Consider the following 18,974-nt stretch of genomic DNA (forward strand, 5'->3'; position numbering starts at 1 on the left):
AACCGAAAGCCGCCGCTCGCCCGGCGAGCAGAGTGGGCGAGCGGCGTCGGAGATCAGGTGGGTCAGCGGGCGGCGTTGCCCAGGTCGATCGGCATGTTGATGCCGGTGATGTGGTGCGCCTCTTCGGAACTGAGGAATGCGACCACGTTCGCGACGTCCTCCGGCTCGCTGAAGCCGTAGGGCAGCGAGGCCATGAACGCAGGCGCCAGGGTGTCGGAGAACTTTTCCAGCAGTGGAAGCATGTCGGACATGATCATGCCGGTGTTGACGCCGTACGGATGCACGCTGTTGACGCGGATCTTGTGCATGCCCAGCTCGTTCGCCATCGTCCGGGTGAGGCCGGCAATACCGGCCTTGGTGGCGACGTAGTGACCGACGAACGGGGCGCCCTTGAGGGCCGAGACCGAGCTGGTGACGACGATGGAGCCGCCCTCGCCCTGCTCGATCAGCTTCGGGATGGCGGCCTTGCAGGTGTAGAAGACGCCGGTCAGGTTGACGTCGATGGTCTCCTGCCACTGCTCGGGCGTGATCTCCCAGGACAGGGCGGCCGAGCAGATGCCCGCGTTCGCCACCACGACGTCGAGCCGGCCGAACGCCTCGATGCCCGCGTCGAGCGCCGCGGTCACCGCGGCGAAGTCGCGCACGTCGGCCTTGGTGGCGACGATCTTGCGGCCCTGCTCCTCGACGAGGCGGACCGTCTCGGCGAAGTCCTCCTCGGTGGCGCCGGCGTACGACGTCGAGGCGAAGTCGATGCAGGCGTCGAGCGCGATGATGTTCGCGCCTTCCTGGGCGAACTTGACCGCCTCCGCCCTGCCCTGACCGCGCGCTGCGCCGGTGATGAATGCGACCTTGCCTTCGAACCGATTGCTCATGTGCCGAGATCCTCCGAGTGCTTCGACGATGTGTTCCCCGTCACGGTAGGCGTTGTTTCGTCATCGCGTGCCGGAATGTCTCGCTGATCGGAACGCGGCTGGTCACGCGCGCACGAGCAGTGCTACCGGCAACGCGTCGAGCATCGTGCCAACCCGGACCTCCCCGGTGTGGGACGTCCCCGTGAGGGTATCGGTCCAGGTGCCGGCTGGCAGCGTCACCGTCGTGTCGGTCCAGCCGCCGGCCGCCGTCAGTTGTACGCTCAGCCTGGTCGCCAACGCGATCACCTCGCCGCCGCGGGCGAAGCCGAGCAGGTGCCCGGACGCCGAGTCCCCGGCGAGGATCGGCCGGTACGACCCGCCGACGAAGCAATCCGGCCGCTCCCGGCGCAGGCGCAGCGCCTCCCGGGTGACGAGTAGTTTCGCGGCCTCACCGGTCGCGCCCGGCCCGAGTTCCGCGAGCAGTCGCCGGCGCCGGTCGAAGTCGACGATCCGGCGGTTGTCCGGGTCGACCAGCGAGTCCTCCCACAGTTCGGTGCCCTGGTACACGTCGGGGATGCCGGGGCCGGTGAGCTGCAGCAGCTTCTGGCCGAGGGCGACGATCCGCCCGTGCGGCGCGAGGCGGTCGACCAACGTCGACATCGACGCCGCGACCGGACCGTCGAACACGGCGTCCAGCCACTCGTGGACCCGCGCCTCGAAGTCCGCGTCGACCCGCTCCCACGAGGTGTGCACGCCGGCCTCGCGAATCGCCTTCGTCGCGTAGTCGTGCAGACGGCGTCGGACGTCGGCATCGGGACTGCCGTGGGTAGGCCACACGCCGAACATGTTCTGCCACAGGAACAATCCGGTCGCCCTGTCCGGGCTCGGGGTCGTGGACTCCCACTCGCCGACCGACGCCGACCAGGTCGCCGGGACCTGCGAGAGCACGCCGATCCGGGCGCGAACATCCTCCCCACGCTTGGTGTCGTGGGTGGACAGCGTCGTCATGGCTGCGGGCCACCGACGTGCGCGCTCGGCCTGCGCCAGGTGAAACTGCGCGACGGGCAGGGCGAACGACCCCGGATCGCCGCCGACCTCCTGCAGCGACACCAGTCGCGCAGTCCGGTAGAACAGCCGGTCCTCGACAGCCTTGGCCATCGCCGCTCCACACACCTGCTGCAGTCGAACGGCGGCCTCGCCGCCGGTGAGGACGGCCGCGACCACCGCCGAAAGAGGCTCGGCGAGAGTCGGATCGGACTCCGCCGCACGCGCGACCGCCGCGCCGAGCGTCCCGGCCAGCGGACCGTAGTCGGTGCGGTAGACGGGCACCTCGGTCACGGTCGCGACCACCGCGCGGGTCAGCGCCTCGTCGCTGAGCGCGGCCGCGCCCTCGCCGCGCATCGCGGCCGCGCTCTCGCGGCGCACCGCGCCGACGAGCCGGCGCACCTCCGGCGCGAGCGCACCGCGCAGCACCGCGCCCTTCAGTTCGTGTTCGCTCCGCGCGAGCGCCCGCGCGTCGCCGCTGTCGCCGGTGCCTTCGGCATGCAGGCGACCGAGCTCCTCCGCGCCGGACGGGTCGACGAACACGCCGCCGTACTCGGCGAGCGCGTCGTAGCCGGTGGTTCCGTCCACCGGCAGCGCCGGATCGAGCGGTTCTCCGGGGGCGAGGACCTTCTCGATCACGAGCCAGCGGTCCGGGCCGAGCAATCCGCGCAGCCGCGCCAGGTAGTCGGCGGGGTCGGCCAGTCCGTCGGGGTGGTCGACCCGCACCCCGTCGACGAGGTCCTCGGCGAACCAGGACGCCGGCTCACGGTGGGTGGCCGCGAACACCGTCGGGTCCTCCTGGCGCAGTGCGGCAAGGGAATTCACGGTGAAGAAGCGTCGGTAGCCCACCCGGCCGGACCGCCAGTGCACCAGCTCGTACGGCTGACGGCCGTGGACCCTCCGCGGGTCGAATGCCTCCGTGCCCGGTGCGATGGGAAAGCGGTGCTCGTGGTAGGCGAGCCTCGGCTCGGGCCCGTCGTCGTCGATCGTCACGGCGGCGAGGCCGTCGTCGCCGAGCACGGGCAGGGCGAATCGTCCCCGTTCCCAGTCGATGTCGAAGTATCGGGCGTACTCGGAGTCGCGGCCGTGCGTCAGCACGTCCCACCACCAGCGGTTCTGCCACGCGTCGGCCACGCCGACGTGGTTGGGGACCAGGTCCACCACGATGCCCATCCCGCGCCGGCGCAGCTCGGTCACCAACGACACCAGTGCCTTCCGGCCACCGAGACCCGGTGCGAGAGTGGTCGGATCGGTGACGTCGTAGCCGTGCACGGAGCCCTCGGCCGCGGTCAGCACGGGGGACAGATACAGGTGCGAGACGCCGAGGTCGTCGAGGTAGTCGGCGATCTCGCACGCGTCGTTCAGGGTCAGCGCGTCCGCCCGCAGTTGCAGCCGGTACGTCCCGGTGATCGGCTGCACGCTCAGCTCACCCGTCTGAGCACGGTCAGCGACCGGGCCTCGACCTTCAGGCTCGCTCCACCGCCGACCACGGCGTCGGACAGTCCGGTGGGACTTGCCGTGTCGAGCACCGCCATCCAGTGCGCGTCGGTACCGTCGGCGGGGACGGTGAATTCGAGTGACTGGTCGTGGGCGTTGAAGCACAGCAGGAACGAGTCGTCCACGACGCGCTCGCCCCGACCGTTCGGTTCGGCGATGGCGTCGCCGTTGAGGAAGGCGGCCAGCGACTTGCCGAACCCGCTGCCCCAGTCCTCCGGGGTCATCTCCACCCCGGCGGGGGTGAGCCAGGCGATGTCGCGGGCCTGCTCGCCGGACCGGGTCGGCTTGCCCTCGAAGAATCGCCGTCGCCGGAACACCGGATGGGCGGTGCGCAGCGCGATGGCGCGCCGGGTGAATTCGAGCAGGTCCGCGTTGGACTCCACCATCGACCAGTCCATCCACGACAGCGGCGAATCCTGGCAGTACACATTGTTGTTGCCCAGCTGGGTTCGCCCGATCTCGTCGCCGTGCGCGAGCATCGGGGTGCCCTGGCTGAGCATCAGGGTGCCGAGGATGTTGCGACGCTGCCGGGCGCGCAGCTCGAGGATCGCGGGGTCGTCGGTGGGGCCTTCCACTCCGCAGTTCCAGGACCGGTTGTGGCTCTCGCCGTCCTTGTTGTCCTCGCCGTTCGCCTGGTTGTGTTTCTCGTCGTAGGACACCAGGTCGGTCAGCGTGAAGCCGTCGTGGGCGGTCACGAAATTGATGCTCGCGCTGGGGCGGCGACCGGTGGACTCGTACAGGTCCGACGATCCGGTCAGCCGGGATGCGAACTCACCCAACGTCGCCGGTTGCCCACGCCAGTAGTCGCGCACGGTGTCGCGGTACTTGCCGTTCCACTCGGTCCACAGACCGGGGAAGTTGCCGACCTGGTAGCCGCCTTCGCCGACGTCCCACGGCTCGGCGATCAGCTTGACCTGACTGACCACCGGGTCCTGCTGGACGAGGTCGAAGAACGCGGACAGCCGGTCCACGTCGTGCAGTTCGCGGGCCAGGGTGGACGCCAGGTCGAAACGGAAACCGTCCACGTGCATCTCGGTCACCCAGTACCGCAGCGAGTCCATGATCAGCTGCAGCGTGTGCGGGTGCCGGGCGTTGAGACTGTTGCCGGTGCCCGTGTAGTCCCTGTAGAGCTCGGGATCGTCGTCGTCGAGCCGGTAGTAGGCGGCGTTGTCGATGCCGCGGAAGCAGATGGTCGGGCCGTGGTGGTTGCCCTCCGCGGTGTGGTTGTAGACGACGTCGAGGATCACCTCGATCCCGGCGGCGTGGAAGGACCGCACCATCGCCTTGAACTCGGCGACCGCGCCGCTCGCCTTCGCCGCCGAGGAGTACTCGCCGTGCGGTGCCAGGAAGCCGAAGGTGTTGTAGCCCCAGTAGTTTCGCAGTCCCTGGTCGATCAGGATCTGGTCGTGCAGGAACTGGTGCACCGGCATCAGCTCGATCGCGGTGACGCCGAGCGCGGTCAGGTGGTCGATGACCGCCGGGTGTGCGAGGCCGGCGTAGGTGCCCCGAAGTTCTTCCGGGACACCGGGATGGGTGGCCGTCATGCCCTTGACGTGCGCCTCGTAGATCACCGTCTCGTGGTACGGCCGCTTCGGTGCCCGGTCGGATGCCCAGTCGAAGAACGGGTTGATCACCACGGTGGTCATGGTGTGGCCCAGGGAGTCCGCGCCGAACGTGGTCAGCGACCGGTCACCGTCGAAGGAGCCGTCGAAGGCCTTGCCGTAGGGATCCAGCAGGAGCTTGCTCGGGTCACAACGATGCCCTGTCTCCGGTTCGAAAGGTCCGTGCACCCGGTAGCCGTAGCGCTGTCCCGGCACCACCGTCGGCAGGTAGGCGTGCCACACGTGCCCGTCCACCTCGGTCAGCGGTACCCGGACCTCGCTGCCGTCGCGGTCGATCAGGCACAGGTCCACGGCGTCGGCGACCTCGGAGAACAGTGAGAAGTTGGTGCCCGCGCCGTCGTAGGTGGCGCCGAGCGGGTAGGCACTGCCGGGCCACACCGTGGGCGCAGGGCGCCGGTCCGGGTCGTGCGCGGGCTCTGCCATGTGCTCGACAGTAGTGGTCGGGTGGGCGCGCTTCCTGCCGGATCGGGCGGAGGCTCACCCGTTGACCGGATACTCGCGGACGTCGGCGCTCACGATCGACTCCTGCTGGCCCGCATCGGGGCCGGACCCGCGGAAGCGCTGCAGCTGTTCTTCGGACTCCCAGCATTCGAACACGTTGATCCGGCTCGGGTCGACCAGGTCCGGCGACACGGCGAAGTCCCGGCAACCGTCGGCCTGCCGGGCCAGGCCGACGACCTCGGTGCACCCGTCGAGGTAGGCGGTGCGCCGCGCCGGGTCGACGTACAGGGGTCCCGCAACGATGATCATCTGTTCTCCTCGTCGAGTCGGTGTCCACAGGTAGACCTCCCGGCCCCCGCAGATTCATCGCTGGTCGCTATCGTCGGCCGCGTGAGCACCGACCGCTACTCGTCCGACCGCATCGCCGCCATCGACGCCGCGCACCTCTGGCATCCGTACGGCGCATTCCCGGCGTCCACCGAGCCGCTGGTCGTCGAGAGCGCCCGCGGCACTCGGCTCACCCTCGCCGACGGCCGGGAGCTGATCGACGGCATGGCGTCCTGGTGGGCCGCGGTGCACGGCTACCGGCACCCGGTGCTCGACGCCGCGGCCGCCGAGCAGATGGCCAAGATGAGCCACGTCATGTTCGGCGGCCTGACGCACGAACCCGCCGCCCGGCTCGCCGAGCTGCTGGTGCGGATCACTCCGCCAGGTCTCGACAAGGTGTTCCTCGCCGACTCCGGCTCGGTGTCCGTCGAGGTCGCGGTCAAGATGTGCCTGCAGTACCAGCGGGCGGTCGGCCGGCCCGAGCGCACCCGGCTGCTGACCTGGCGCGGCGGTTACCACGGCGACACCTTCGCGCCGATGGGCGTGTGCGACCCGGACGGCGGCATGCACGCGCTGTGGACCGACGTGCTGGCCCGGCAGGTCTTCGCGCCGATTCCGCCGGCCGAGTACGACGCGGCGTACGTCGCGGAGTTCGAGCGCGTCCTGCTCGCGCACCGACACGAGCTCGCCGCGATCATCGTCGAACCGGTCGTGCAGGGCGCCGGCGGCATGCGGTTCCACGACCCGCGCTACCTGAGCGAGCTGCGGCGCCTCGCCGACGAGCACGATCTGCTGCTCGTCTTCGACGAGATCGCCACCGGATTCGGCCGCACCGGGGAGCTCTTCGCCGCCGACCACGCCGGAGTCACGCCCGACGTCATGTGCGTCGGCAAGGCGTTGACCGGTGGATACATGACGCTCGCCGCCGCGCTGTGCACCACGGCGGTGGCGTCGGCGATCAGCGCGGGCGAGGCCGGCGGCCTGATGCACGGGCCGACGTTCATGGCGAACCCGTTGGCGTGCGCTGTCGCAGTCGCCGCGGTGGAACTGCTGCTCTCGCGGGACTGGCGGTCGGAGGTCGCAGCGGTCGGTGACGGCCTGCGGGAGTCGTTGGCCCCGGCGCGCGAGCTGCCCGGGGTCGCGGACGTGCGGGTGCTCGGCGGGATCGGCGTGGTCGAGATGGCCGAGCCGGTGGACATGCGGTCGGCGACCGACGCCGCGGTCGACGCGGGGGTGTGGCTACGTCCGTTCGGGAAGCTGATCTACGCCATGCCCCCGTACGTCTGCACGCCGCAGGACGTCCGGGCGATCGGCGCCGGGATGGTCGCGGCCGCTCGCAGTCAAGGTTGACCGAGGTGGCGGGTGCACCCACCGGCGCGGCCCATCCTTGAACACCGTTCAAGTAACCGCGTATGGTGCACAGTCGTGGGACACCATGACGCACTGAGCTGGCTCGACGACATCGCCGACGCGCGCCGCGCGGCCGGTCTGCGGCGCACGTTGCGCTCGCGCACCCCCGGCTCGGCGCTCGTCGACCTCGCGTCCAACGACTACCTCGGCCTCGTCCGGCACCCCGAGGTCCTCGACGCCGCCGCGACCGCGCTGCGTCGCTGGGGCGGCGGCGCCACCGGCTCGCGGCTGGTCACCGGCACCACCACCGAACACGAACTCCTCGAACGTGAGCTCGCCGGCTTCGTCGGCGCCGAATCCGGACTCGTGTTCGCCAGCGGCTATGCCGCCAACCTCGGTGCAGTCACAGCGCTGGGAGGCCGCGACGCACTGATCGTCTCCGACGCCGGCTGCCATGCCTCGCTCGTCGACGCCTGTCGGCTCTCGCGTTCGCGCGTCGTGATCACCCCACATGCGGATGTCGAGGCGGTCGGCGCCGCACTCGCCTCCCGCACCGAGCCCCGCGCGCTGGTGCTGACCGACTCGGTGTTCAGCGCCGACGGCGACCTCGCGCCGCTGCGAGCGCTGCATCGAGTGTGTCGCGAGCACGGCGCGCTGCTGCTCGTCGACGAGGCACATGGCATCGGGGTCCGCGGCGACGGCGGTCGCGGGCTGGTGCAGGAGGCCGGTCTCGCCGGGCAACCCGACGTCGTGGTCACCGCGACGCTGTCGAAATCGCTTGCCTCCCAAGGTGGTGTGGTGCTCGGCGACGAGCGGGTCCGCGCCCACCTGATCGACGCGGCCCGCACGTTCATCTTCGACACCGGGCTCGCGCCGGCCGCGGTCGGCGCGGCCCGTGGCGCACTGACAGTGCTGCGCCGCGAACCGGAGCGGGCTGTCGCGGTGCTCGGCCGCGCCCGCGATCTCGCCCGGATCACCGGCGCGGCCGAGCCGCAGTCCGCGGTGGTGTCGGTGATCCTGGGGGACCCGCAGGTCGCGTACGACGCCGCCCAAGCCTGCCGCGAACGCGGACTGCACGTCGGCTGTTTCCGTCCGCCGTCAGTGCCCGAGGGCACTTCGCGGCTGCGGCTGACCTCGCGCGCGAACCTCGACGACTCCGACATGAGCGTGATCGAGTCCGTGCTGACCGATGTGCTCGCGGCGGCACACGCGTGAGCATCCTCTGCGTCACCGGCACGTCCACCGACGTCGGCAAGACCGTGACCACAGCGGCGATTGCGGCTTGTGCGCTCGCCGAGGGTCTCTCCGTTGCAGTCTGCAAGCCCGCGCAGACCGGCGTCGCCACCGGTGAGTCGGGCGATCTGGCCGAGGTGCAACGGCTTTCGGGTGTCACGACCGTCGTCGAACTGGCTCGGTATCCGGAGCCGCTCGCACCCGACACCGCCGCGCGGCGGGCCGGGATGCCGTTGCTCGGTATCGCCGACGTGGTCGCCGCGGTCCGGGAGTTGGACGCCACCCACGACCTGACCCTCGTCGAGGGGGCCGGCGGTCTGCTGGTGCGACTGGGCGTCGGTGGGTTCACCCTCGCCGACGTCGCCGCCGACCTCTGTGCCCCGATGCTGCTGGTCGCCGCCGCCGGACTCGGCACGCTCAATCACAGCGCGCTGACCGTCGCCGCCGCCCGGCAGGCCGGGGTCCGGTGCGCCGGAACGGTGATCGGGTCGTGGCCGGCGGAGCCGGACCTCGCGATGCGGTGCAACCTCGATGATCTCGCGGACGTCACCGGAATCCGGGTGCTGGGGCGTATCCCGGAGGGTTCGGGTCGGCTCGACCGGACCGCCTTCACCGCCGAGGCGGTGCACTGGTTCGACACCGCGGTCCAGTGCTGGTTCGAGGCGGCGGAGCCTTCCGGCGAGACGGACCGCTGACAGGCCGGAGCCTCACACGGCTGTCGGTCGGCGCCGGCCGTCGCTGTCCGCGCGGCGCACAAGCGGGCCTCCGCCAGGCAAGAATTGCATTATCGGGTTCTATCTAATTCATGTTCACGGCCGGTAACAGTAAATTCGGTGCGGTCCGCTGATATTCGGCGCAGAGTGTTCATGCGCCACCCCGCAGGAATGCCCGTATGATTCGGGCAATGCTCGGCCCGCGTGAATGTGACAGTAAAGAGAATCCCATCCCGGTGTTCGAGACACCGCCGCGACGGCACCCGGACATGTGGTCTCATGCTCGCACGAACAGCGGGCCGGAACCCGAGTATCCATATCGACACAGTGGTCGAATCGAAATATGCGATTACAGCCGAATCGAGGAGTGAGGAAGGATGACAGCTTCCGAAAGCGACGCAATATTCGACACCCTTCTGGAATCTGCCAAGCGGCTGTCCTTCGATTCGCGGAGTCCACTGGTCTACCAGCCTGAACCTGGCGACGACGAACGTCACGGCATGACGCCGCAATGGTCACCCCTTTTCGGTACCCCGATGTGGGACGGGATGTCCGAATCGGAGCGTATTCGACTCACCCGGAGCGAAGTGGCGCAATTCCTGGGCGTCGGTATCTGGCTGGAGGTGGGTTTGCAGGTGGCATTGCTGAGGGCAAGTCACAGTGCGAATCCGGCACGACCTGACATCAAATTCCTTTTCAACGAATGTGCGGACGAGAACCTGCACTCGCTGATGTTCGCGAATGCCGTCGAAAGCATCGGATCGCGGTTCTATCCGCGCGACCGCATGCTGGACATCTTCGGCTGGTTGTTCCGACACATCGTCTGGGAGGAAGTGGCGTACGGAGTCGTCCTCGCCGGTGAAGAGATCTTCGACGTCATGCAACGTGACTGGATGACCAGCGACGACGTCGCGGCACCCATTCGTCGTGCCGCCTACATCCACGTAGTCGAGGAGTCTCGGCACATGGCGTATGCACGTCGAAAGATCCGTGATCGATTGATCGGACTCTCCCGCTTCAGGCGATGCATGAGCACCCTGATCATCGCGGTGGGAACGCACCTCATCGCGAAGAGTCTGATCAATCGCCGGGTGTACGACGACCTCGGACTCGACTGGGACGTCGTCAAGTCGACCATCGGTTCAAACGAACACCACCGGATGATGTTCCGGAAGGCCGCGGAGCCGTTCATCGAATTCCTGAGCAGAGAAGGACTCTTGAATTTCGGCGCTCGATGGATCTACCGAAAGTCAAACCTTCTCTGAGCAGGAGTCTGTCGTGACCCACGTCATCTTGGGCAATTGCTGCAAGGACGCCTCGTGTGTGCGGGTGTGCCCGCAGAACTGCATCCACCCGGCCCCGGGTGAGGACGGCTTCGCCTCCGCAGAGACGCTCTTCATCGACCCCGACTCGTGCATCGACTGCACTGCGTGCGTCGAGGCCTGCCCGGCCTCGGCCGTCAAACCCGAGCACGCGTTGACCTTGACCGAGCGCCCTTACGCCACCCGCAACAGGGAGTTCTTCGCGCAGGTGCCCGCGGTGCCGCGGGCACGGCCGCGGGTCGTCTTCGAACTGCCGCTGGCGGGCCCGACCGACCGGCTCGAGGTCGCCGTCGTGGGGTCGGGGCCGGCGGCGATGTACACCGTTCGCGAGCTGCTACGGCGATCGACGTCGATCCGCGTCACCGTCTACGAGCAGTACGACACCATCGGGGGCCTGCTGCATCGGGGGGTGTCTCTCGACCACGTCGGCGTGCGCGAGATGATCCGACTGTTCGACGTACCCTTTCGCGACGACCGCGTCACGATCGTTCCCGACACCGAAGTCGGCGTGGACCTGCCGATCGACGAACTCCGGACGAGGTTCGACGCCGTTGTACTCGCCTGCGGAGCCTCGCAGCCGCGCCGAGTCGGCGGTTCCATCGCGAGTGGCGGTATCTACCAGGCCATCGACATCCTGGTCGCCGAGAACTGCGGGTCCGGTTTCCATGTGCCGGCGCCCTCCGGACCCGCGTGCGTCGTGATCGGCGCGGGAAATGTCGCCTTCGATGTCGTCCGATGGGTTGCGAAGACCCGCCACCGGGCTTCCGCGAGCGAACGGGTCGGTGAACTGGTGGTCCTGTCGCGGTCGGCCCCGGACTGCGCGTCGTTCACTCCGTCCGCGTTCCACGAGCTTCTCGACCTCGAGCACGCCGAGGTGCTGATCGACGGCACCGGTAGCGCGCCCCGCGCCGGCGCGGACAACTCGCTGTCACGCGCGCTGTCGCGCCTGCCTTCCACCGAAGTCCGCGGCAGGCAGGCACTGCCGACTGATCCGGCAGGCCCCCTGCGCATCGTCCTGTCGTTCGGGCAGGAAGTGGCCGACCTCGCGACGACAGACCATGGCGCTGTCGCGGTGACCACGACCGCCGGTCGGACGTTCCACACGAACTCCGCGATCTGCGCCACCGGGTTCACCACCAAACGGATCGACGGCGTCCCACTCGACAATCGCGGCGTCGTGCCCAACCGACGAGGACAGGTGATCTCGCAGGACACAGGTGAACCGCTCGAGGGACTGTACGTCGTCGGCTGGGCGAAACGGGGCGCGTCCGGTGGCGTCGGCGACAACCGCACGTGCGCGGCCGAAACCGTGACCCAACTCGCCGCGGACCTGCGCGCTCGGGTGTGACCAGCTCAGTGCGGCACCGGGCATCCGCCCGAATATCCGACCGGGAAGTGCTTGATGCCGTTGAGCCAGCCCGACCGCAGCCGCTGCGGATCGCCGAGTCGGGTGATGTCCGGGAGGTGGTCCGCGATGGCGCCGAAGATCAGGTCGATCTCCATCCGCGCCAGGTTCGCGCCGAGGCAGTAGTGTGCGCCCGATCCGCCGAATCCCAAGTGCGGGTTGGGATCCCGAGTGATGTCGAAGGCGGTCGGATTGTCGAACACCTCCTCGTCGAAGTTCGCGGATCCGTAGAACATGGCGAGCCGGTCGCCCGCGCGGATCTGCTGCCCGCCGAGGACGGTGCCGGCTGTCGCGGTGCGCTGGAACGCGGTCACCGGGGTCGCCCAGCGGACGATCTCGTCGGCGGTGGTGGCGGGTCGCTCGCGCTTGAACAGCTCCCACTGGTCGGGGTTGTCGAGGAACGCGATCATGCCGTGGGTGATGGCATTTCGGGTGGTCTCGTTGCCGGCTACTGCCAGCAGCAGCACGAAGAATCCGAACTCCTCCGGGGTGAGCGCGTCGCCGTCCACATCGGCCTGGATCAGCGTCGTCACGATGTCGTCGGCGGGGCAGCGTCGGCGCTCGTCCGCCATCCCGTAGGCGTAGCCGAGTAGCTGCGAGACCGCTTCCAGCGGATCCAGGTCGTATTCGGGGTCGTCGTCACCGATCATGTCGTTGGACCAGTCGAACAGCTTGCCGCGGTCCTCCTGCGGAACCCCGATGAGTTCGGCGATTGCCTGCAGTGGCAGTTCGGCGGCGATCTGGGTGACGAAGTCCCCGCCGGTTCCGGTGGCCGCAGCCTCGGCGACGATTCGCTCGGCTCGGTCGGTGAGCGCTCCGCGCAGGTTCTCGATCGCGCGGGGAGTGAAACCGCGAGCCACCAGTTTGCGCAGCTTGGTGTGTTCGGGCGCATCCTTGTTGAGCATGATCAGCCGCTGCATCTCGAACGTCTCCCGGTCGACGTTGTCCCGCAGGCGGACCAGGGCGCCGCTGCGCCAACTCGAGAACAGCCCGCTGTCGCGGGATATCTCGCGGACGTCGGCGTGGCGGGTGACCACCCAGTACCCCTCGTCGGGGAAGCCTCCGATGCCGGGTGGCTGCGGATTCCACCACACCGGGCAGTTCCGTCGCAGCGCCGCGAGCTGCGCGTGCGGGACCCCGGTGACGTAGAGGTCGGGGTCGGTGAAGTCGAATCCCGCGGGCAGGTCCGTGTGGTGCAGCGACGTCATCGCGTCCCCTTCGGGTCGCACGCCCGGCGCATCCTGATCTGCTCCGAGCGCAGCATGAATACCGTAACGTGAGCAGTATCACATCATCTGTGCTCGGAGGTTCTGATGTCCACCAGCGAAATGATGGAGCTGCACCGCACGATCGGCCACCTGCGCCAGTGCGTCGGCTCACTGCGCACCGTCTACGGTGACGCATCGGCGGTCCGCCGTCTCGCCAACGATGTGGAGCGTCTCGGCATCGACGCGGGCGAGCTCGACGAGTCGCCGCCGCGGATGTCGCGCACCCCGTCGGAGGCCGAGCGGGTCGCGGTGCCCGAGGGCCCGTACGACCAGACGCTCTGGCTGGGCGCCGACGACGAGGGCGTCGGCGGACACCCGCACGAGCACCGGTGAGTGCCCCGGCCAGACCGAACTCCGGGGTCCGTTCGCCCGCTCGTGCGGCGATCTCCGCGCGCACGCTGCGGACGGACCGCTGGTGGCTGCCGCCGCTGCTCACCACGCTCGGCCTCGCGACGTTCGTGGTGTACGCGACCGTCCGGTCGTTCGTCCGGTCCGCCTACTGGGTCGACCAGTACCACTACCTGACGCCGTTCTACTCGCCCTGCATCAGCGACTCCTGCGTCCCGGGCTCGAGCCACCTCGGCACCTGGGTCGGCGCGCTGCCGATGTGGATTCCGCTCGGGTTCCTGGTGCTGCCGTTCCTGCTCGGATTCCGGCTCACCTGCTACTACTACCGCAAGGCCTACTACCGCTCGATCTGGCTGGCACCGCCCGCCTGCGCGGTCGCCGAACCCCACGGGTCCTACACCGGCGAGACCCGGCTCCCGCTGATCGTCCAGAACGCGCACCGCTACTTCTTCTACGTCGCGCTGATCGTGTCGGTGGTCAACACCTACGACGCGGTGATGGCCTTCCACGGGTCGTCGGGTGGCTTCGGCTTCGGTCTCGGCAACATTGTCATCACCGTCAACGTGATCCTGCTGTGGGCGTACACACTTTCCTGTCACTCCTGCCGGCACGTCACCGGCGGCCGGCTCAAGCACTTCTCCGCGCACCCTCTGCGATACCGGCTGTGGACCTGGGTGAGCACACTCAACACCCGGCACATGCAGTTGGCCTGGACGACGCTCGCGACGCTGATGATCACCGACTTCTACATCATGCTCGTCGCCAGCGGCACCATCTCTGACCTGCGATTCGTGAACTGACTCGAAGGGGGATCGCCCGTGGCCGAGGTCGAACGGCACGCTTACGACGTGGTGGTGATCGGGGCCGGCGGCGCCGGTCTGCGAGCGGTCATCGAGGCCCGCCAGCGTGGGCTGCGGGTCGCGGTGGTCTGCAAGTCGCTGTTCGGCAAGGCACACACCGTGATGGCCGAGGGCGGGTGCGCCGCGGCGATGGGCAACGCGAACTCCAAGGACTCCTGGCAGGTGCACTTCCAGGACACCATGCGCGGCGGGAAGTTCCTCAACAACTGGCGGATGGCCGAACTGCACGCCCGGGAGGCGCCGGACCGCGTGTGGGAACTCGAGACCTACGGCGCGCTGTTCGACCGCACCGCGGACGGCCGGATCAGCCAGCGCAACTTCGGCGGCCACACCTATCCGCGGCTCGCGCACGTCGGCGACCGCACCGGTCTCGAACTGATCCGGACGATGCAGCAGAAGATCGTCTCGCTGCAACAGGAGGACTTCGCGCAGACAGGTGACTACGAGGCGCGGATCAAGGTGTTCGCCGAGTGCACGATCACCGAGTTGCTGCGTGAGGACGGGAAGATCGCCGGCGCGTTCGGCTACTGGCGCGAGTCCGGCCGGTTCGCGATCTTCGAGGCGCCCGCGGTCGTGATGGCCACGGGTGGCATCGGCAAGACGTGGAAGGTGACGTCGAACTCGTGGGAGTACACCGGCGACGGGCACGCGCTGGCGCTGCGGGCCGGGGCGAACCTGATCAACATGGAGTTCGTGCAGTTCCATCCGACCGGGATGGTGTGGCCGCCGAGCGTGAAGGGGATCCTCGTCACCGAGGGCGTGCGCGGCGACGGCGGCGTGCTCAAGAATTCCGACGGCGCGCGGTTCATGTTCGACTACATCCCGTCGGTCTTCAAGGGGCAGTACGCGGAGACCGAGGAGGAGGCCGACAAGTGGTTGCAGGACAACGAGAGCGCGCGCCGCACTCCGGACCTGCTGCCGCGTGACGAGGTGGCGCGGGCGATCAACTCGGAGGTCAAGGCCGGTCGGTCCACGCCGCACGGCGGCGTCTACCTGGACATCGCCTCCCGCATGCCGGCCGACGAGATCGTGCGCCGGCTGCCGTCGATGCACCACCAGTTCCTCGAGCTCGCGGACGTCGACATCACGAAGGAGCAGATGGAGGTCGGGCCGACCTGCCACTACGTGATGGGCGGCATCGAGGTGGACCCGGACACCGGGTCGTCCAGCGTGCCCGGACTTTTCGCGGCAGGCGAGTGCTCCGGTGGGATGCACGGATCGAACCGGCTCGGCGGCAACTCCCTGTCGGACCTGCTCGTGTTCGGCCGCCGCGCGGGCCTCGGTGCCGCCACCTACGTCGAATCCCTCGATCGCCGTCCGGCGGTCTCGGCGGCCGACGTCGACGCCGCCGCGGCGATGGCGCTGGCGCCGTTCGATCCACCCGAGGTCGGGTCGGTCGGGGAGAACCCGTACACCCTGCACACCGAGCTGCAGCAGTCGATGAACGACCTGGTCGGGATCATCCGCACCGACAGCGAGATCCGGCTCGCGCTGGACAAGCTCGAGGACATCCGCCACCGGATCTCCTCCGTCACCGTCGAGGGGCATCGGCAGTTCAACCCCGGCTGGCACCTGGCGCTGGACCTGCGAAACATGGTGCTGGTCAGCGAATGCGTCGCGAAGGCGGCGCTGCTGCGCACCGAGAGCCGCGGCGGACACACCCGCGACGACCATCCGGCGATGGAAGCGCCGTGGCGGAACACGCTTCTGGTCTGCAGTGTGGTCGGCGGCGCGGACTCCGGTGGTCGGGCGGTCCCGGACGTCACCGTCGCGCCGGAGCCGCAGCAGCCGATGCGACCGGACCTGTTCTCGCTCTTCGATTTCGGCGAACTGTCCAAGTACTACACGGACGCCGAGCTGGCTGAGCACCCGGGGAAGGGAGACCCGCGATGAGCTACCAGGGAGCGTTCCGGGTGTGGCGCGGCGACGCCGACGGCGGCGACCTGCAGGACTATTCGGTGGAGGTGAACGAGGGCGAGGTGGTGCTCGACATCATCCACCGCCTGCAGGCGACCCAGGCCACGGACCTCGCGGTGCGGTGGAACTGCAAGGCCGGCAAGTGCGGATCGTGTTCGGCCGAGGTCAACGGCAGGCCGCGACTGATGTGCATGACCCGGATGTCGACGTTCACCGAGGCCGAGGTCATCACCGTGACGCCGATGCGCTCGTTCCCGGTGATCCGCGACCTGGTGACCGACGTGTCCTTCAACTACACGAAGGCCCGCGAGGTCCAGTCGTTCACGCCGCCACCGGGTCTGGCGCCGGGGGAGTACCGGATGGCGCAGGTGGACGTCGAACGTTCGCAGGAGTTCCGCAAGTGCATCGAGTGCTTCCTGTGCCAGAACACCTGTCACGTGGTGCGCGACCACGAGGAGAACAAGCAGGCCTTCGCCGGTCCGCGCTACCTGATGCGGATCGCCGAGCTGGAGATGCACCCACTCGACGTGGCGGACCGGCGTGAGGCGGCCCAGACCGAGCACGGGTTGGGGCTGTGCAACATCACCAAGTGCTGCACCGAGGTCTGCCCGGAGAACATCCACATCACCGACAACGCGCTCATCCCGATGAAGGAGCGGGTGGTGGATCGGCGCTACGACCCGGTGGTGTGGTTGGGCAACAAGCTGTTCCGTCGGGGCCGCTGAAGGTCTCGCGGTGCGGCGTCTCAGGGCACGCAGCCGGGGTCGAGAGCGATGGACGGGTCCAGACCGTGCAGGTAGGTGTTCAGCGCGTGCGCGCAGCCGACGCTCCACTTGGCGTAGGTCAGCGAGTTGAGTCCGTACCCGGTGTTGACGTGCTCGTAGTCTTCACCGAACGGGATGTGAGTCGCCAGGTCGACGGTGTTGTAGAACCGCCACGACACCGTGCTCAGCGCGCCGTACCGGGCGGCGAACGCGGCGTCGCCGACCTTCGGTGACGCGAACGACCACGCCTGCGGCTTGAGCGCCGAGTTTGCGGTCAGGTCCGCAACAAGCATGGTTGTCAGCGGTCCACCAAGGCTGTGGCCGGTGACGACCAGCGGCACAGCGGGATCGACTGCGGCGGTGAACCCGGCGATCCCGGGCGTGGTTGCGGCGTTGCCGGGCGTCATCGTCGTCATCGTCGTGTAGATGTCGAAGAACCCCTGGGCGACGTTGCCGCCGTTCGCGACCGGGGTGAACGGCACGAGATCCCACTGCACGTCGTCGAACCACTCGGTGAGAGTGTCGGTGCCACGAAGCGCGACCACCTGCATCGTCGGCCCGGCCGCGAGGTATCCGAAGAACCTCGGCGTGCCCGCACCCCCCAGGATGTCGCTCATCTGGATGTTGCGCACCAGGGTGTACCCCGCGGGCAGCGGGATCGTCGCCGGGTTGAGTTCGTCCTGGTGGCTGTTGAACTGGTCGAAGGCGGCCGCGACGAACGGCCCCAGGACCACTGCGGACGTCGGGTCGGTCGGGACGAGTGGCATGACGGCCTCCTTGCTGGGTTCGGTGAAACACGGTGTGATTGCTGACGATCCGTTCATGTCGGCGCGAACAGGTGCTGCACGAACGCGTTGGCCTCGGGTTCCGATGCGAGCATCGTCTCGAGGTGTCCCTTCGGGTACACCCGGAAGGTGAACCGCTGCCCGGCCGCGGCCAGGTCCGCGGCCAGTTTCAAGGTCAGCGGCGCGGGCACGATGGTGTCGAGTAGGCCCTGGCCGAGGAACAGTGGCCGGTCGTAGCCCCGGGTGGGGATCTCGAGCATCTTCCGGACCGCGGCCAGGATCGGGCCGTCCAGCTGCCGGGAGAACAGCGCGCCTATCGAGGTGGAGCCGAACGCGGCGTCCGCCTCCTCGTAGCAGAGCTGCTCGGCCTGGGCGAGCACCTGACGTCCCCGCGGGCTCAGGTAGGCGTCCACGTCGACGTCCGGCCGGGCCGCGCGCAGGCCCGCCAGCATGTAGGCGATGAACGTCGTCGTACCGGTCAGCGGCAACGGCGGGAACAGTGGACCACCCAGCGGCGCAAGGTTTTCGATGTTCGACGGCACTCCGAGCGCGATGGTGCCGCGGTAGTCGAGTTCCGGCGCGTACGACGTTGCGATCGTCGCGGTGACCATCGCCGCCTGTCCGCCCTGCGACTGGCCCAGGGCCACCCAGCGATTCGACAGACTGGGCTCGACCACCCGGGCGGCCCGGACAATGTCGACGACCGCGTGCGCCTCCGACATCCCGTCCAGATACGGGTGCACACCCTCGGTGCCGAGACCGACGTAGTCGGTTGCGACGATCGCGTACCCCTGAGCCAGCCACCGGCCGAGGTAGGGGCCGCCGATCTTCCCGGTGACCGTCGGCGCGCACGCGTCCGCGATCCCGACCGCGCCGTGCGCCCAGGAGATGACCGGCCACCCGCCGGGAGGGGGAGTGCCCGGCGGCAGGAACACCGCACCCGTGCTGGTCGCGGGCGCGCTGCGCGGTCCGAGAGTGCGGTAGGTGAGGGCCGTGCCGCTTGCCGCGCCGGGAATCCAGGACGATTGCGGCAGCGGACGGGACGCGACGACGGGATCGGCCGCGGAGGTGCCGGTCGCGGCGGCGGGTGCGGCCAGGGTGATCGCCGCCGCGGCGACCACCACGGCGGCGCACGCTCGCAGCGAGGCGACCATCACGTCATTGTGTCAGCTCTCGACCCGCGAGACCTCGCGAAGCGCACGGTGATGTTCGGCTGGGACGTCTTCC

At 68.9% G+C, this 18,974-nt stretch carries 16 protein-coding genes; 9 read left to right on the forward strand and 7 right to left on the reverse strand.

Annotation, left to right across the window (positions count from 1 at the left end; translation table 11 throughout):
• Nucleotides 1-62: 62 nt before the first annotated feature.
• From FK531_RS09270 to FK531_RS09285, 4 genes are all read right to left on the reverse strand, one after another.
• Nucleotides 63-872, reverse strand: coding sequence for a mycofactocin-coupled SDR family oxidoreductase (locus FK531_RS09270; RefSeq protein WP_142098031.1), 810 nt, complete (start codon nucleotides 870-872; stop codon nucleotides 63-65).
• A 102-nt stretch (nucleotides 873-974) separates the two neighbouring features.
• Nucleotides 975-3,314: a malto-oligosyltrehalose synthase gene (gene treY, locus FK531_RS09275; protein ID WP_142098034.1), complete on the reverse strand. Its 2,340-nt coding sequence runs from the start codon at nucleotides 3,312-3,314 to the stop codon at nucleotides 975-977.
• Between the two features lie 2 nt (nucleotides 3,315-3,316).
• The gene (glgX, locus tag FK531_RS09280) at nucleotides 3,317-5,437 is read right to left on the reverse strand and encodes a glycogen debranching protein GlgX (RefSeq protein WP_142098037.1); all 2,121 of its coding nucleotides are present in this window, start codon (nucleotides 5,435-5,437) and stop codon (nucleotides 3,317-3,319) included.
• Nucleotides 5,438-5,491: 54 nt separating this feature from the next.
• Nucleotides 5,492-5,764, reverse strand: coding sequence for a putative quinol monooxygenase (locus FK531_RS09285; RefSeq protein WP_142098040.1), 273 nt, complete (start codon nucleotides 5,762-5,764; stop codon nucleotides 5,492-5,494).
• A gap of 81 nt (nucleotides 5,765-5,845) precedes the next feature.
• Here FK531_RS09285 and FK531_RS09290 point away from each other — a divergent pair, with 81 nt between their 5' ends.
• The 5 genes from FK531_RS09290 to FK531_RS09310 all read left to right on the forward strand — a co-directional run bounded on the left by FK531_RS09290 (nucleotide 5,846) and on the right by FK531_RS09310 (nucleotide 11,748).
• Entirely contained in the window at nucleotides 5,846-7,132 is a 1,287-nt protein-coding gene (locus FK531_RS09290) for an adenosylmethionine--8-amino-7-oxononanoate transaminase (RefSeq protein WP_142098042.1), read from the forward strand.
• Nucleotides 7,133-7,207: 75 nt separating this feature from the next.
• Nucleotides 7,208-8,347 (forward strand): 8-amino-7-oxononanoate synthase, encoded by a 1,140-nt coding sequence (locus FK531_RS09295; protein WP_142098044.1) that lies wholly within the window; start codon nucleotides 7,208-7,210, stop codon nucleotides 8,345-8,347.
• The gene (gene bioD / locus FK531_RS09300; protein ID WP_142098047.1) at nucleotides 8,344-9,060 is read left to right on the forward strand and encodes a dethiobiotin synthase; all 717 of its coding nucleotides are present in this window, start codon (nucleotides 8,344-8,346) and stop codon (nucleotides 9,058-9,060) included. Before FK531_RS09295 ends, bioD begins: the two co-directional genes overlap by 4 nt.
• Before the next feature lie 395 nt (nucleotides 9,061-9,455).
• The gene (locus tag FK531_RS09305) at nucleotides 9,456-10,343 is read left to right on the forward strand and encodes an AurF N-oxygenase family protein (RefSeq protein ID WP_142098050.1); all 888 of its coding nucleotides are present in this window, start codon (nucleotides 9,456-9,458) and stop codon (nucleotides 10,341-10,343) included.
• Between the two features lie 13 nt (nucleotides 10,344-10,356).
• On the forward strand, nucleotides 10,357-11,748 hold the full coding sequence (locus FK531_RS09310) for an FAD-dependent oxidoreductase (protein ID WP_142098053.1): 1,392 nt from the start codon (nucleotides 10,357-10,359) through the stop codon (nucleotides 11,746-11,748).
• A 5-nt stretch (nucleotides 11,749-11,753) separates the two neighbouring features.
• Here the strand turns inward: FK531_RS09310 and FK531_RS09315 are convergent, their stop codons facing one another.
• On the reverse strand, nucleotides 11,754-13,013 hold the full coding sequence (locus tag FK531_RS09315) for a cytochrome P450 (RefSeq protein ID WP_290367616.1): 1,260 nt from the start codon (nucleotides 13,011-13,013) through the stop codon (nucleotides 11,754-11,756).
• A 105-nt stretch (nucleotides 13,014-13,118) separates the two neighbouring features.
• On the opposite strand from FK531_RS09315, the gene FK531_RS09320 reads away from it, so the two are divergent.
• Genes FK531_RS09320 through FK531_RS09335 form a run of 4 tightly spaced genes read left to right on the forward strand, consistent with a single transcriptional unit; the run spans nucleotide 13,119 to nucleotide 16,923 of the window.
• The gene (locus FK531_RS09320) at nucleotides 13,119-13,406 is read left to right on the forward strand and encodes an Rv0250c family protein (RefSeq protein WP_142098056.1); all 288 of its coding nucleotides are present in this window, start codon (nucleotides 13,119-13,121) and stop codon (nucleotides 13,404-13,406) included.
• Entirely contained in the window at nucleotides 13,403-14,221 is an 819-nt protein-coding gene (gene sdhC / locus FK531_RS09325; RefSeq protein WP_142098059.1) for a succinate dehydrogenase subunit SdhC, read from the forward strand. Before FK531_RS09320 ends, sdhC begins: the two co-directional genes overlap by 4 nt.
• A gap of 18 nt (nucleotides 14,222-14,239) precedes the next feature.
• Complete coding sequence (locus FK531_RS09330; protein WP_142098062.1) at nucleotides 14,240-16,174, forward strand: fumarate reductase/succinate dehydrogenase flavoprotein subunit; 1,935 nt, start codon at nucleotides 14,240-14,242, stop codon at nucleotides 16,172-16,174.
• Nucleotides 16,171-16,923: a succinate dehydrogenase/fumarate reductase iron-sulfur subunit gene (locus FK531_RS09335; RefSeq protein WP_142098065.1), complete on the forward strand. Its 753-nt coding sequence runs from the start codon at nucleotides 16,171-16,173 to the stop codon at nucleotides 16,921-16,923. Before FK531_RS09330 ends, FK531_RS09335 begins: the two co-directional genes overlap by 4 nt.
• Before the next feature lie 20 nt (nucleotides 16,924-16,943).
• Here the strand turns inward: FK531_RS09335 and FK531_RS09340 are convergent, their stop codons facing one another.
• Both FK531_RS09340 and FK531_RS09345 read right to left on the reverse strand, forming a co-directional pair.
• The gene (locus FK531_RS09340; protein ID WP_181762875.1) at nucleotides 16,944-17,729 is read right to left on the reverse strand and encodes a lipase family protein; all 786 of its coding nucleotides are present in this window, start codon (nucleotides 17,727-17,729) and stop codon (nucleotides 16,944-16,946) included.
• Between the two features lie 53 nt (nucleotides 17,730-17,782).
• Nucleotides 17,783-18,901: a lipase family protein gene (locus FK531_RS09345; RefSeq protein ID WP_142098070.1), complete on the reverse strand. Its 1,119-nt coding sequence runs from the start codon at nucleotides 18,899-18,901 to the stop codon at nucleotides 17,783-17,785.
• Between the last annotated feature and the right edge of the window lie 73 nt (nucleotides 18,902-18,974).

The organism is Rhodococcus spelaei, assembly GCF_006704125.1.
GTDB lineage: Bacteria > Actinomycetota > Actinomycetes > Mycobacteriales > Mycobacteriaceae > Rhodococcus_G > Rhodococcus_G spelaei.